Origin of the sequence: Micromonospora sp. NPDC007208, from assembly GCF_042869175.1 — a bacterium.
Lineage (GTDB): Bacteria > Actinomycetota > Actinomycetes > Mycobacteriales > Micromonosporaceae > Micromonospora > Micromonospora foliorum.
The window spans coordinates 362,637-374,890 of record NZ_JBIAFG010000002.1 but is presented as its reverse complement, the minus strand read 5'-3'; the positions used below and the strand labels follow the sequence as shown (position 1 = coordinate 374,890).

Below are 12,254 nucleotides of genomic sequence, written 5' to 3'. Positions count from 1 at the left end.
GCCGAACGACCCTGACGCTGGGCCGGGTGCCGCGTAACCTGATGTGTCGTGATCCCTGTCCCGCGTGACTCCGGCGCCGCCGGTCCGGCAGAGCCGGCCGACGAGGCCGCCCGGGACCCGGCAACCGAGTGGGCGCTGACCGCCCGCGACGGTGACCCCACCGCCCAGGCGGCGTTCGTCCGGCTGACCCAGGCCGAGGTCTGGCGGTTCGCCGCCGCTCTGGTCGACCCGGACAGCGCCGACGACCTGACCCAGGAGACCTACCTGCGGGCGTTTCGGGCCCTGCCCGCGTTCGAGGGTCGCTCCAGCGCCCGCACCTGGCTGCTCGGCATCGCCCGGCGTGCCTGCGCCGACCACCTGCGCACCGTGATCAGGCGCCGGCGACTCGACGAACGCCTGGCGGCCAACGCGTACACCGACCGACCGCACCCGGACCCGGCCGGCCAGTTCGGCGCCGCCGACCTGGTCCGCCGCCTCGGCCCCGAGCGGCGCTCCGCGTTCGTGCTCACCCAACTGCTCGGCCTGTCGTACGCCGAGGCCGCCGCCGTGGAAGGGGTGCCGGTGGGAACCATCCGGTCGCGGGTCGCGCGGGCCCGGGACGATCTGGTCGAGGCGGTCGGCGACGCCCTGACCGGCTGAGCGTGGAACTTCCGGCGCGGACGGGACGACAAATGAGCGTGACAGCACCTTCCACCCGCGGCGGCCGTTGGCCCCTGGCCCGCCCCTGGCTCGGCATCGCGGCCCGACTCGGCCTCGCCGCCGTCTGGTTGGTCGCCGGCGCCTCGAAGGTCAGCGACCTCGCCGCCTCCGGGCGGGCGGTCAACGCGTACCAGGTGCTGCCGTACGACGTGGCGACCGTGATCGGCGCGGCCCTGCCCTTCGTCGAGCTGGCGCTGGGCGTGCTCCTGCTGCTCGGGCTGGCCACCCGGCTCGTCGCCGGGGTCTCCGCCGCGCTGCTGGGGGTCTTCATCGCGGGGATCGCCTCGGCCTGGGCGCGTGGGCTGGCCATCGACTGCGGCTGCTTCGGCAGCGGCGGGCAACTGGCGGCGGGGCAGGCCCCCAGTTACCTCCCGGAGATCCTCCGGGACCTGGGATTCTTGGTTCTGGCCGGATTTCTGCTGATCTGGCCGCGTACGCCGGTATCGGTGGACGGGTGGTTGGCCGGCGAACCCGTTGTGGAGGACGAGGATGAGTAGTCGCAAGGGGCAGCGGGACGCCGCCCGGGTGGTCCGCGAGCAGTTGGCCCGCGAGCGGCGCCGCCGCCGCACGATCTGGGTCTCCGCCGCCGCGGTCGTCATCCTGGTCATCGCCGGCGTCGTCGGCTGGGTCGTCTGGTCCAACCAGCGCTCCGACGACTTCACCACCCCACCCGGCGCCAACGCGGCCGGCACCGGCATCGTCACCGGCGGCGGCGCGGTCACCGTCGACGTCTACGAGGACTTCCTCTGCCCGGCCTGCAGGCAGTTCGAACAGACCAGCGGGTCGACGCTCGAACAGTTGGTGGCCGAGAACAAGGCGAAGGTCGTCTACCACCCGGTCGCCTACCTCAACCGTTTCTCCACGACCGAATACTCCACCCGCTCCTCGGCCGCCTCCGGCTGCGCCGCGGCGGGCGGCAAGTACCACGAGTACGCCAAGGCGCTCTTCGCCCAGCAGCCGCCGGAGGGCAGCGCCGGGCTCACCGACGACCAGCTCATCGACATCGGCGCCGGCGTGGGCCTCGACCGGGCCTCCTTCGGCGGCTGCGTGAAGGACCAGACGTACCGGACCTGGACCGAACACGTCACCGACGACGCCAGCCGGAGCAACGTCACCGGCACGCCGACCGTCAGGGTCAACGGTCAGGCCCTCGAGAACCCCACCCCGGACGCTCTCACCGCAGCCGTGGCGGCGGCCGGCAAGTGATCCGTACCCTGCTGGGCCGCGCCGGCCTGATCGCCGCCGCAGCCGGCGTGGCGACCCTGATCAGCGCGGCGCCCGCCGCCGCGCACGGCGCGGACGCGCCGGACGGCACCGACTACCGCACCCGGACCACCGGGGTCGCACCGGCGCGGCCAGGGCTTGAGGTACGCGTCATCGAGGCGGGCGCCCGACTGGAACTGACCAACCGCACCGGCCGCGCCATCGAGGTCATCGGCTACTCCGGTGAGCCGTACCTGCGCGTCGGCCCGGACGGGGTCTTCGAGAACAGCCACTCCCCCGCCACGTACCTGAACCGCACCATCGCCGGGGACACCGCGCTCCCCGCCGAAGCCGACCCGGCCGCCCCACCCTCCTGGCGGCGGATCGACGACGGCACCACCGCGCGCTGGCACGACCAACGCGCGCTGTGGCAGGAGTCGGCACCACCGCCCGCGGTACGCGCCGCGCCGGACCGCGAGCACCGGGTCCGGGACTGGACGATCCCGCTGCGCGACGGCACCGACCCGGCGGTGATCGGCGGCACGCTGGACTGGGTGCCGCCGCCGGACGCGTACACCTGGTGGGCCGTGACCATCGTGGGGCTGCTCGCGGTGGGCGCGCTCGGCCTGCTCACCGCCACCGCCCCGGCCGGCGCACGCGCGCTGTCCGCGCTGGGCGTGCTCCTGATCGTCGGCGGCACGCTGGCCGTCGGCTACCCGGTGGGACGGGAACTCGACGCGGGAGCCCAGGGTGTGGGCGGGGTGCTGGTCGGGCTGCTGTCCGGGCAGATCTGGTCCCTGCTCACCGGCCTCGGCGCGGTCGCCGCCGGCTGGTACGCGCTGAGCCGCCGCCCGGCCGCCGACTTCGTGGTCGCGCTGGCCGGGGCCTGCCTGGCGCTCTTCGCCGGAGCGGCGAACGCCACCGTGTTCGCCCGCGCCATCGCCCCCGTGCCCTGGTCGCCCACGACCGCCCGGGTGATGGTGGCGCTCTTCCTGATCACCGGCGCCGGCGCGACAGCCGCCGGCATCCTGCGCCTGCACGCCGCCACCCGCACCACGGCGGCGGCACCGCGGGTCGAGGCCGCCGAGAGTGGGTCTACGGCTGCGGGGTGAAGCCGTAGGGCAGTTCCAGGCGGTGTCTCGCCAGCAGGGGGGCGTCGTTGAGCAGGGTGCGGGTGGGCGCGTCGGCCACGATCCGGCCGTCGTCCAGGATCACCGAACGCTCGCACAGCTCCGCCGCGTACGGCAGGTCGTGCGTGACCATCAGCAGGGTCACCGGCAGGCCGCGCAGGATCTCGGCGAGCTCACGACGGGCCGCCGGGTCCAGGTTCGACGACGGCTCGTCGAGCACCAGGATCTCCGGGTGCATGGCGAGAACGGTGGCCACCGCCACCCGCCGACGCTGCCCGAACGACAGGTGCTGCGGGGCACGGTCCCGGTGCTCACCCATCCCCACCGCGGCGAGCGCCTCGTCCACCCGGGCGGCCAACTCGGCCCCGCGCAGACCCAGGTTCGCCGGCCCGAACGCCACGTCCTCCGCCACCGTGGGCAGGAACAACTGGTCGTCCGGGTCTTGGAAGACGATGCCCACCCGGCGACGTACCTCGGCCAGGGTGCCCCGATCCGGGGTGACCGTCAGCCCGCCGACGCTCACGCTCCCCTCGGTCGGGGTGAGGATGCCGTTGAGGTGCAGCACCAGCGTGGTCTTGCCGGCGCCGTTGGGCCCGAGCAGCGCCACCCGGTCGCCACGCGGCACGTTCAGGTCGATCCCCCGCAGGGCGACGTGCCCGTCCGGGTACGCGTAGCGAACGCCCCGAACGTCCAGCGAGACAGCGGTCTGCACGACACCGATCATGACAGCACGACGGCGGTGGCGGCGATGGAGGCCGCCAACACCGGCACGGTGGCCGCGACCAGCCACTGACCGGCGCTCGCCGCACCCTCGCCCTGCCACACGGCGGGCATCCGCCCGGTGTAGCCCCGGGACAGCATCGCCAGATAGACCCGCTCGCCGCGCTCGAAGGCGCGCAGGAACAACGCCCCGATCCCGGCGGCGAAGCCGCGCAGCTGCCACAGGAAACGCGGGTCGTCGCCCCGGGAGATCCGGGCCACCCGCATCCGCCGCGCCTCGCCGACCAGCACGTCCAGGTAGCGCAGCATGAACGTGGCGATCTGGGTGAGCACCTGCGGGCAGTGCAGCCGGTCCAACCCCACGATCAGGTCCCGGGTGGTGGTGGTCGCGGCGAGCAGCAGCGAGGCGAGCACGCCCAGGGTGCCCTTGGCCACGATGTTCCACGCGCCGTGCAGCCCATCCTCGGACAGGCGCAGGCCCAGCACCTCGACCCGGTCACCGCTGCCGAGGAACGGCAGTGCGACGGCGAACAACACGAACGGCAGCTCGATCAACGCTCGGCTGAGCAACCACCGTGGTCCCACCCGGGCCAGCGCCGCCACCGCCGCCACCAGCACGGCGTACGCGCCGAAGGCCCAGAACGCCTCGCGTGGGGTGGCCACCACGGCGACGGTGAAGACCACCATCGCCACGATCTTGACCTCGGGCGGGAGCCGGTGCACCGGCGAGTCCGACTCGCGGTACAGCACGTGCCCGTGACCGGCTCCCATCCGAGTACCCCCTGCTCAGCTGGCCGCGTCGGCGCGGCGCCGGACGTCGCCGGACGTCGCCGGGTCACCCTCGGCGGGCGTGGCACCCTCGGCGGGCGTCGCCGCGTCAGCGTCGGTCGGCGTGCCACCTCGACGGCGCAGCAGCCAGAACCCGCCGGCCCCGATCGCGAAGGTGACCAGCACCCCGAGCACCCCGGAGAGGCCGGTGGAGACGAAGCTGTTCCGCACGCCCCGTACGCCGTAGTCGGCGAGCGGGCTGTCGGCCAACTCGTGGTCGCGGGCCTGCTGAGCCGGGCAGTTCCCCCCGACGATGTTGTCGTCGGCGTCGACCGTGCAGCCCTTGAGCAGGGACGAGTCCAGCCCGTCCGGGTGCGACGAGGCGTAGTTGCTCACCACACCCGCGAGCAGCAGGGCGACCAGCAGGCCGCCGGCCAGGAAGGCCCACGATCGGTTCTTCATCGGACACCTCCGGCGACCGGGACGGCGGGGGCGGCGGGCGCGCGCAGGGAACGCAGCGCGTACACCAGGTCGGGGCGTACCTTCGCGACGGTGAGCACCGTGGTCGCGGTGATCAGGCCCTCACCGATGCCGATCAGCAGGTGGACACCGGCCATCGTGCCGGCCAGGCCGCCCAGGTTGTTGCCCAGGTCGGTGGTGCCACCCAGCCAGTACTGCAGGACGAAGCCCTGCGACGCCACCACCACGCTGACCGTCGCGGCGACGAACGCGGTCACCGCCAGACCGGCCCGGGTGCGGGGCAGCACCCGCAACAGCAGCGCGATCAGCGCGTACGCCGCGGCGGTGCCGAGCAACGCCATGTTCGTGATGTTGAGGCCGAGCATCGCCACGCCGCCGTCACCGAAGATCAGTGCCTGTACGACAAGCACCACGGCCACGCAGAGCGCGCCGACCCACGGGCCGACCAGCATGGCGGCGAGCGCGCCACCGAGCAGGTGGCCACTGACGCCGGCCGTGAAGATCGGGAAGTTGAGCATCTGGACGGCGAAGATGAACGCCGCCACCAGGCCGGCCATCGGGGCCAGCCGGTCGTCCAGGTCGCGCCGGCCGCGCAGGACGCAGACGGTGAGTGCGGCAAGAGCGAGCGCAGCGAAGATCGCTGCAACGGGACCGTCGATGATCCCGTTCGAGATGTGCATCGCCAGTGTCTCCACGCGACCTCCCACGCGTCAGCGGCCCGACCGGGCCGGCGTGGGTCAGCCTATTTCCCAAGCATCGTTGTTGCCAGACTCTGGCAACAACGGATGGCCTTGATCACCTTTCCGGGGTCAGCGCCACCGGCCCCGCCCCTGGTGACCGACGCGGTTTCACCCGCCCACACGCCGAGCGTCTCTCCGGCGGCCGAGTCCGCCGGCTCGGCGGTAGGGTCGGGCCATGACCTCGCCCGACCGCCTCTCCCCCGGTGACCCCGCGCCCGAGTTCACCCTCGCCACCGACACCGGCGACCAGCTCTCCCTCGCCGACCTGCGAGGTCGCAAGGTCGTCCTGTACGCCTACCCCGCCGCGATGACCCCCGGCTGCACCAAGCAGGCCTGCGACTTCCGCGACTCGCTCGCCTCACTCCAGGCCGCCGGCTACGAGGTCGTCGGCATCTCCCCGGACAAGCCGGAGAAGCTGGCGAAGTTCCGCGAGCGCGACGCCATCACCTTCCCGCTGGTGTCGGACCCGGACAAGGCAGTGCTGATCGCCTACGGCGCGTACGGCGAGAAGCAGCTCTACGGCAAGACTGTCACCGGCGTGATCCGCTCGACGTTCGTGATCGACGCCGACGGCAAGATCGAACGGGCGCTCTACAACGTCAAGGCCACCGGGCACGTCGCCAAGCTCCGCCGCGACCTCGGCCTGGACTAACCTGTCGTACCGGTTCGCTACGGTCCGTCAGTGGTTCGATACAAGTACACGCCCGAAGCACTGGCCGCCGCTGCCGCCGTCGCCCGCAACATCACCGAGGTGATGCGACTGCTCGGCGTACGCGTCAGCGGTGGCTCGCACGCGCACATCAGCCGGCAACTCAAGCGGTTCGGCATCGACACCTCGCACTTCGCGAGGCAGGCACACAACAAGGGTCTGCGTGGCGAACGGCGCACGACGTCCGCGCAGCTCCTGGTTGTGCTGCCCGAAGGGTCCCGCCGGACGCCCGGCGTGCGGTTGAAGTGGGCGCTGGGCACACTCGGCGTGCCGGAGGAGTGCGAGGGCTGTGGGATAGGGCCGGTGTGGCGAGGCGCGTCCCTCATCCTGCACGTCGACCACATCAACGGGGACTTCCTCGACAACCGGCCACCGAACCTGCGGCTCCTCTGCCCGAACTGCCACAGCCAGACCGCGACCTACGCCGGGCGGGGAAAACGAGCGTCCGATCTCCCCATCGTCGCGACGTCGGCCGATGGGGAGGAACGCTCCGACGAGGCGGCCGGCTCCGATCCCCGACCGGCCACCCGGACGGAACTCGTCGACCTGTTCGGTCGGGTCGATGCCCAGCAGGTGACGGCCTTGGCGGCGGCACGGCAGTTGGGCTGGCCCGCTGCGTACCTGCACAAGGTTCGGCGAAGACTTGAGCAGGACGGCGTGTTGACACCACGTCCGAACCGCAGTTGGCGTTCGGGGGTTCATCGCGACTTGGTAATAGAACAGGCGCTGGCGCACCCGGACGTCGGACCGAAGCGGCTGACCGGCATCCTCCGCAATCTGCCTGGCGGGGGCTGCAGCGTTGGTCACGGCACGATCTCGACCATCCTCAAGGAGGCCGGGCTCAACACCGCCGAAGCCAGACACTCTAAACTCAGGGAGTTGGCGGGAGTGGCGTAATGGCAGCCGCGCAGGTCTTAGGAACCTGTATCCGGAAGGATGTGGGGGTTCGAATCCCCTCTCCCGCACAGGTCAACACGCATCGCGTGCCGGCGCGCGGTGGTCGGGCTCGTCTCGTGCCGCCCGGTGATCGGGCGCGTCACTCGCGGCCGCCAGGACGGTTGTCGGGCGCGTCACTGTCGCGGGCCGTGGGCCTGGTCCTCGGGTCAGGATGGCGGGCGTGAGTCTGCGCTTCGTCCTCGACCCCGACCTGACCCCGCAGCTACGTGCCGAGATCGTCGACCTCTGGGTGGACGTCAGCAACGCCGGCGGTGCGGTCGGCTTCGTGCCACCGGTCAGCGCCGCCGACGTGCACGTCATCGCCGATCCGACCTTCGCCGGCATCGTCGACGGACCGGACCGGCTGCTGGTCGGCTACTCCGGGGGCCGACTGGTCGCAATGTTGATCTTCGGTGACAACCGTTTCCCGCTCAAGGCGCACTGGTGTGTGCTGAAGCGGGTGATGGTCCACCCGGACACCCAGGGCACCGGTTACGGCGCGGCGCTGATGGCGGAGGCCGCCCGCCTGGGCCGGGCTTTCGGCCACGAGGCGCTGCACGTCACGGTGCGCGACGGGCTGGGGTTGGACAAGTTCTACGGCCGCCTCGGCTATCGGGAGATCGGCCGGCTGCCGGGCGCGTTGCGGGTGGCCCCCGATGACGACCGGGACGAGATTCTCATGTGGCTCGATCTGACGGTGGCCGACTGAGTGGACCACCGCCAGGCGGCCCGGACGGGTCCCGCACGAACCGTCAGCCGGTGCACCACCGGGCATTCGCCGGGGCCGAACTGGTGGGCGGCGCGTCGGTGGCCGGCGTGCTCGTCCGCGCCACCTCGACCGGGCGGCGAGTCGGTGTCGGCGTGACGGCGGGCCGTTTGCTCGGCGGCCGGGTCGACGCGGAGGGACGCCGAGTGCTCGCCCCGGTGCCAGGTGCGTACATCCGGACCGTGCTGTTCTGCACCTGGCCCGGTGCCATCCGAATGCCGCCGACGGTGACCCGGTTGCCGTACACGTCGGTGACCCGGACGTTGAACGGGCCCGGCCCGGCACCGGAGGCGATCAGCCAGTAGTTGTAGTCCTGCCGGGCGGCCGGCTGCCAGGGGTCGCTGCCACCCTGCCGGACCTCGACGGAGCGCAGCGGGTTGCCGTGGTTGCCGATGCGGACGGCAAACCACCACTGCGACGCGCCCTCCTTGATCCGGAAGGTGAGTGGTCCCGGCAGCGGCGGGTTGACCACCGCCCGGTAGGTGACCGGAACGAGGCCCTGGACCGGGTCGGCGATCCGGGCGAACGCCTCCCGGGACAGGTCGAGGTGGCCGGGCTCGCACTCCGGGCACTGGTCCATGATGAGCACCCGGACGGTGCCCTTGGGGCCGACGACGTCGAGGAATCCGCCGCAGGCGGCACCGGCGGAGTATTCCGTCGGACCGAGCGCTACGTAGAGCCGGTTGGCCGGGGCGGCCGGGTTCGAGCAGTTGCCGCCGGCGCCCTTGGAGTCGTAGAAGGTCGCCTTGCCGTTGTGCGTGGCGTTGCCGGTGGGCGGCGCGGCGGCGAGTGTCCGGCCGGCGGCGCAGGCCGGGGTGGAGCCGGAGCGCAGGGTGAGGGTGAGCCCGAGCGCCGCCGCGAGGACGGTGACACCGGTGGCGACCAGCCAGGGCTTCACGCCGGACGACGGCGCGGGCCGGTCCTCTGGAGGATGGTCCAGGTCGATGTTGATGTCGACAGCGCTTCCGTCCGTCACGACGGCGATGCTGCCGGACCGGGGCGCGTACCGACAAGCGGGCTAAGCCAAAGCTAAGACAGCATCGACGGACGGTGATCGTGGGGTGCCGATTGCCGGTCGGCAGCTCGGTCAGGGCGCGATGACGACCGGGGCGTCCACGTCCAGTGGCCCACTGTCGAGCGGCACCAGATTCAGTCCGAAGAGGAGTTTCTGCTTGACGTTGCGGTGCCGCCCGAGGGTGCGCAGCGGCTCCTTCGTGCGTACCCCGGTCTCCTGGTCGGTGGTGGTCACCAGGCAGCGGTCGCACGGCCCGGCGGCCCGGAACGACCGGTCGCCGATGCGCAGCGGCCGGCCGACCCAGTCGTCCTCGGCCCAGGCCGGCGCGCCGCTGACCACCAGGTTGGGTCGGAACCGGGTCATCGGCACCGGTTCCTCCCCGGCCTCGGCCAGCCAGTCGTTGAGGGCGTCGAGGGAGGCGGCGTTCGCCAGCAGCAGCGGGTAGGCGTCGGCGAAGCTGACCTGGTCACCGGTGTCGTGTTCGCGGGCGCCGGCGGCCAGGTGGCGGGTGGGTTGGGCCAGCCAGACCAGCCGGACCGGTCGGCCGAGCAGCGTGCCGAGCCAGTCGTCGGCCGCCTGGCCGGCCGCCAGCGCGGGGACCGGGAACGTGCGGCTGCGGAAGGTGCGCACCGCGACGGGTTTCCCGTCGGTCGGCTCCGGCACGTCGAGGTCGGGCTGCCCGTCGGCGCGCAGCGACAGACCCCCGGGGCGCACGGTGGCGCGCAGGCCGACGAGCCGGGTCGTGTCGCGCTGGGTGACGCCGACGCCGTCGGCGTCCACGAGCATCCAGCGCCGGTCGCCGGCCAGGCCCCAGGGATGCACGTACGCGCCGTCGTGGTCGAGCCGGTGACAACCCTTGACGGGGTACGTGTGAATCGAGGTCAGCCGCACCCGGCTACCATGCCACGCCGATCCCGTCGCCCGGGTACCAGTGGTTGGCCGGGCTCTCCCGGTAGGCGAGGAACCGCCGGCCGGTGCGTTCGGCGTGTTCGGCGAGCACGTTGGTGCTGGTGACGTTGTCGGTGAGCAGGATCGCGCCGGGGGCGAGCTTGCGCTCCACGGCGTCGAACTCGCGCTTCTCGTGGGCACGACTGTGGTCGCTGTCGTGCAGGAACAGGTCGACCGGGCGGTCCAGTGCGCCGATCGAGGCGATCGAGTCGCCGATCCGCAGGTCGACGACCTCCGACCAGGGTGCGACGCGGGCGAGGTAGCCGGCCTCGGGGTTGATGTCCAGCGAGGTGACCCGGCCCGGGTGCCCCTCCTGGGCGTTGCGCAGGAGAGCGGAGGCGAGGACACAGGTGCCCAACCCCTTGTCCACGCCGGTCTCCACCACGTGCGCGGGGCGGGTGGCCCGGACGATCGCGTACCAGCCGACGCGTCGGGCGTAGCGGACTTTCTTGTCGGCGAGACCACGGCGGGCTGCGGTGGCGGTGGCCTGCTCGATGTGGTGCCGCAGCGCGTCGTCGGACTCGATTTCGGCGACGTAGCCGCGTACCTGTTGGACCGGAATGTCGCAGACGACGCTGACGAACCAGGTCAGGTGGTGGCGGCTGAGCTTGGTCAGGTCGTACGTGTAGTTGTGATGCTCACGGGAGGTGACCAACCACCGCGCCGAGGCGCGCAGCACCTTGGCGTCGTGGCGGGCGACCCGGGCGAGCCGCTTGGGAAATGCGGCGACGGGTGCGAGTGGGGTACGGGCGATGGCTCGGCGCAGCTGCGTGGCGTCCACCGCTGCTTCATATCAGGTTCAGGCAATCGTTCGTGGAAAAAGTCTTTTGGCCGAGATGTACAGCCGGATGGACCGGACGGGGGTACATGCTGGTAACCCAGAATCAGTAGCATCGCGGCATGCAGTATCGCCAGGAGTACGTGGATCCCCAGACCCAGTTCATTGACCCACAGTCGCAGGCGGAGCCGACTGAGGCACCCCGATCGCGGCGTCGCCGCCCCCGGTGGCAGAAGGTCGCCCTGATCACCTTTCTGGTGATGGCGTTGCTCGGCGGTGGCGGTCTCATCGCAGGCGGGCTTTACTTCCGCTCGATCAATTCCGGGATCGACCGGGTCGACGCGTTCGCTGACGTACCCGAGGAGGGCCGTCCGCAGGCAGCGGCCAAGGGCGCTCTGAACATGCTGATTCTGGGTAGCGATTCCCGTGATCCGGAGGGCACGACCGGCTCGCGTACCGACAGCATCATCCTGGCCCACATCCCGAAGGACCGATCGAGCGCTCAGCTCGTCTCGATCCCCCGCGACACCTGGGTGTCGGTGCCGCGTTCCAAGGACGGCAACAACGGCGGCCGCGATGCCAAGATCAACGCAGCGTACGCCTGGGGTGGCGTGCCGCTGATGGTGCAGACCGTGGAGAAGTTCACCGACGTCCGGATCGATCACGTCATGATCGTCGACTTCGCCGGATTCGTCGAGATCATCGACGCACTGGGTGGCGTCGATATCGACTCGGAGAAGTCGTTCACCTCGATCCACCCGCCGTTCCGCAACTTCAAGCAGGGCATGCAACGGATGGACGGCGAGGCCGCACTGGACTATTCGCGGCAGCGTAAGCAGTTCGCCGATGGCGACTTCGCCCGTATCCGGCACCAGCAGCAGGTCATCAGGGCAATCATGGACAAGGCGGCCTCTGGCGGCATCCTCACCAACCCGGGCCGGCTCAACTCGTTCGTCAAGGCCTCGTCCAGCGCGGTTTCGGTGGACGAAAAGATGTCCCTCCTGGACATGGCGACCGACCTGCGCAACCTGCGCGGTGGCAACATGACCTTCCTGACCAGCCCGACAAAGGGCACCGGCCGGGTCGGCAGCGAGAGCGTGGTCTTCGCCAACAGCGAGAAGGCCAAGTCGTTCTATGGTGCGGTCCGACGCGACGCGGTGCCGGAGATCCTGGCCGCCGGGAAGTAGGGCATTCAATTGTCCATCCGGCTCTGGCGGCGCAGCTGAGCGGCTCATATCCTGCGATCGCCCGAAGGCGCGACATGTAAGGCCGAGGGTAGTCACGGGGGAGGAATCGATCATGTCACGCCATTCGGCGGTCAGTTATTCGAGCGCGTCCGACGGAGCCACACAGCAAGCGGTG

Annotated in this window: 15 protein-coding genes and 1 tRNA gene; 9 read left to right on the top strand and 7 right to left on the bottom strand. The window is 71.4% G+C overall.

Going from position 1 to position 12,254, the window contains the following annotated elements; translation table 11 throughout:
* The first annotated feature begins 48 nt into the window (after positions 1–48).
* The 4 genes from ACFYL6_RS05205 to ACFYL6_RS05190 are packed head-to-tail and all read left to right on the top strand — an operon-like array spanning position 49 to position 3,014.
* Positions 49–639, top strand: a complete 591-nt coding sequence (locus ACFYL6_RS05205) for a sigma-70 family RNA polymerase sigma factor (RefSeq protein ID WP_387167701.1) — start codon at positions 49–51, stop codon at positions 637–639.
* Positions 640–671: 32 nt separating this feature from the next.
* A complete protein-coding gene (locus ACFYL6_RS05200) occupies positions 672–1,196 on the top strand; it encodes a MauE/DoxX family redox-associated membrane protein (protein WP_387167698.1) in 525 nt (174 codons plus the stop codon).
* The gene (locus ACFYL6_RS05195; RefSeq protein ID WP_387167695.1) at positions 1,189–1,905 is read left to right on the top strand and encodes a DsbA family protein; all 717 of its coding nucleotides are present in this window, start codon (positions 1,189–1,191) and stop codon (positions 1,903–1,905) included. The genes ACFYL6_RS05200 and ACFYL6_RS05195 overlap by 8 nt, the downstream gene beginning before the upstream one ends.
* Positions 1,902–3,014, top strand: coding sequence for a hypothetical protein (locus ACFYL6_RS05190; protein ID WP_387167692.1), 1,113 nt, complete (start codon positions 1,902–1,904; stop codon positions 3,012–3,014). The genes ACFYL6_RS05195 and ACFYL6_RS05190 overlap by 4 nt, the downstream gene beginning before the upstream one ends.
* On the opposite strand, the gene ACFYL6_RS05185 is transcribed toward ACFYL6_RS05190, so the two are convergent.
* The 4 genes from ACFYL6_RS05185 to ACFYL6_RS05170 are packed head-to-tail and all read right to left on the bottom strand — an operon-like array spanning position 2,998 to position 5,695.
* Positions 2,998–3,756, bottom strand: a complete 759-nt coding sequence (locus ACFYL6_RS05185) for an energy-coupling factor ABC transporter ATP-binding protein (protein ID WP_387167689.1) — start codon at positions 3,754–3,756, stop codon at positions 2,998–3,000. The two genes, ACFYL6_RS05190 and ACFYL6_RS05185, sit on opposite strands and share 17 nt — an antisense overlap.
* Entirely contained in the window at positions 3,753–4,523 is a 771-nt protein-coding gene (cbiQ, locus tag ACFYL6_RS05180) for a cobalt ECF transporter T component CbiQ (RefSeq protein WP_387167687.1), read from the bottom strand. The genes ACFYL6_RS05185 and cbiQ overlap by 4 nt, the downstream gene beginning before the upstream one ends.
* Before the next feature lie 15 nt (positions 4,524–4,538).
* Positions 4,539–4,982 carry a PDGLE domain-containing protein gene (locus ACFYL6_RS05175; protein WP_387167684.1) on the bottom strand — a complete coding sequence of 148 codons (444 nt, stop codon included), beginning with the start codon at positions 4,980–4,982 and terminating at the stop codon, positions 4,539–4,541.
* Complete coding sequence (locus ACFYL6_RS05170; RefSeq protein WP_387167681.1) at positions 4,979–5,695, bottom strand: energy-coupling factor ABC transporter permease; 717 nt, start codon at positions 5,693–5,695, stop codon at positions 4,979–4,981. Before ACFYL6_RS05170 ends, ACFYL6_RS05175 begins: the two co-directional genes overlap by 4 nt.
* A 220-nt stretch (positions 5,696–5,915) precedes the next feature.
* Here ACFYL6_RS05170 and bcp point away from each other — a divergent pair, with 220 nt between their 5' ends.
* From bcp to ACFYL6_RS05150, 4 genes are all read left to right on the top strand, one after another.
* The gene (gene bcp / locus ACFYL6_RS05165) at positions 5,916–6,392 is read left to right on the top strand and encodes a thioredoxin-dependent thiol peroxidase (protein WP_238658817.1); all 477 of its coding nucleotides are present in this window, start codon (positions 5,916–5,918) and stop codon (positions 6,390–6,392) included.
* 99 nt (positions 6,393–6,491) lie between these two features.
* Complete coding sequence (locus tag ACFYL6_RS05160) at positions 6,492–7,346, top strand: HNH endonuclease (RefSeq protein WP_387167678.1); 855 nt, start codon at positions 6,492–6,494, stop codon at positions 7,344–7,346.
* Positions 7,332–7,414: transfer RNA gene (locus ACFYL6_RS05155), tRNA-Leu, on the top strand. Before ACFYL6_RS05160 ends, ACFYL6_RS05155 begins: the two co-directional genes overlap by 15 nt.
* A gap of 152 nt (positions 7,415–7,566) precedes the next feature.
* Positions 7,567–8,094, top strand: a complete 528-nt coding sequence (locus ACFYL6_RS05150; RefSeq protein ID WP_387167675.1) for a GNAT family N-acetyltransferase — start codon at positions 7,567–7,569, stop codon at positions 8,092–8,094.
* Between the two features lie 43 nt (positions 8,095–8,137).
* Here ACFYL6_RS05150 and ACFYL6_RS05145 read toward each other — a convergent pair whose 3' ends face one another.
* From ACFYL6_RS05145 to ACFYL6_RS05135, 3 genes are all read right to left on the bottom strand, one after another.
* On the bottom strand, positions 8,138–9,127 hold the full coding sequence (locus tag ACFYL6_RS05145; protein WP_387167672.1) for an expansin EXLX1 family cellulose-binding protein: 990 nt from the start codon (positions 9,125–9,127) through the stop codon (positions 8,138–8,140).
* A 111-nt stretch (positions 9,128–9,238) separates the two neighbouring features.
* Entirely contained in the window at positions 9,239–10,057 is an 819-nt protein-coding gene (locus ACFYL6_RS05140; protein WP_387167669.1) for an MOSC domain-containing protein, read from the bottom strand.
* Positions 10,058–10,061: 4 nt separating this feature from the next.
* Positions 10,062–10,895 carry an O-methyltransferase gene (locus ACFYL6_RS05135; protein ID WP_387167666.1) on the bottom strand — a complete coding sequence of 278 codons (834 nt, stop codon included), beginning with the start codon at positions 10,893–10,895 and terminating at the stop codon, positions 10,062–10,064.
* 119 nt (positions 10,896–11,014) lie between these two features.
* Between ACFYL6_RS05135 and ACFYL6_RS05130 the strand changes: the two genes are divergently transcribed.
* On the top strand, positions 11,015–12,079 hold the full coding sequence (locus tag ACFYL6_RS05130; RefSeq protein ID WP_387167664.1) for an LCP family protein: 1,065 nt from the start codon (positions 11,015–11,017) through the stop codon (positions 12,077–12,079).
* Positions 12,080–12,254: the final 175 nt, after the last annotated feature.

Excerpts from the sequence above, each read along its gene's own strand:
- ACFYL6_RS05200 (WP_387167698.1), top strand. The coding sequence starts at position 672 with ATGAGCGTGACAGCACCTTCCACCCGCGGCGGCCGTTGGCCCCTGGCC.
- ACFYL6_RS05195 (WP_387167695.1), top strand. The coding sequence starts at position 1,189 with ATGAGTAGTCGCAAGGGGCAGCGGGACGCCGCCCGGGTGGTCCGCGAG.
- ACFYL6_RS05185 (WP_387167689.1), bottom strand. The coding sequence starts at position 3,756 with ATGATCGGTGTCGTGCAGACCGCTGTCTCGCTGGACGTTCGGGGCGTT.
- cbiQ (WP_387167687.1), bottom strand. The coding sequence starts at position 4,523 with ATGGGAGCCGGTCACGGGCACGTGCTGTACCGCGAGTCGGACTCGCCG.
- ACFYL6_RS05175 (WP_387167684.1), bottom strand. The coding sequence starts at position 4,982 with ATGAAGAACCGATCGTGGGCCTTCCTGGCCGGCGGCCTGCTGGTCGCC.
- bcp (WP_238658817.1), top strand. The coding sequence starts at position 5,916 with ATGACCTCGCCCGACCGCCTCTCCCCCGGTGACCCCGCGCCCGAGTTC.
- ACFYL6_RS05130 (WP_387167664.1), top strand. The coding sequence starts at position 11,015 with ATGCAGTATCGCCAGGAGTACGTGGATCCCCAGACCCAGTTCATTGAC.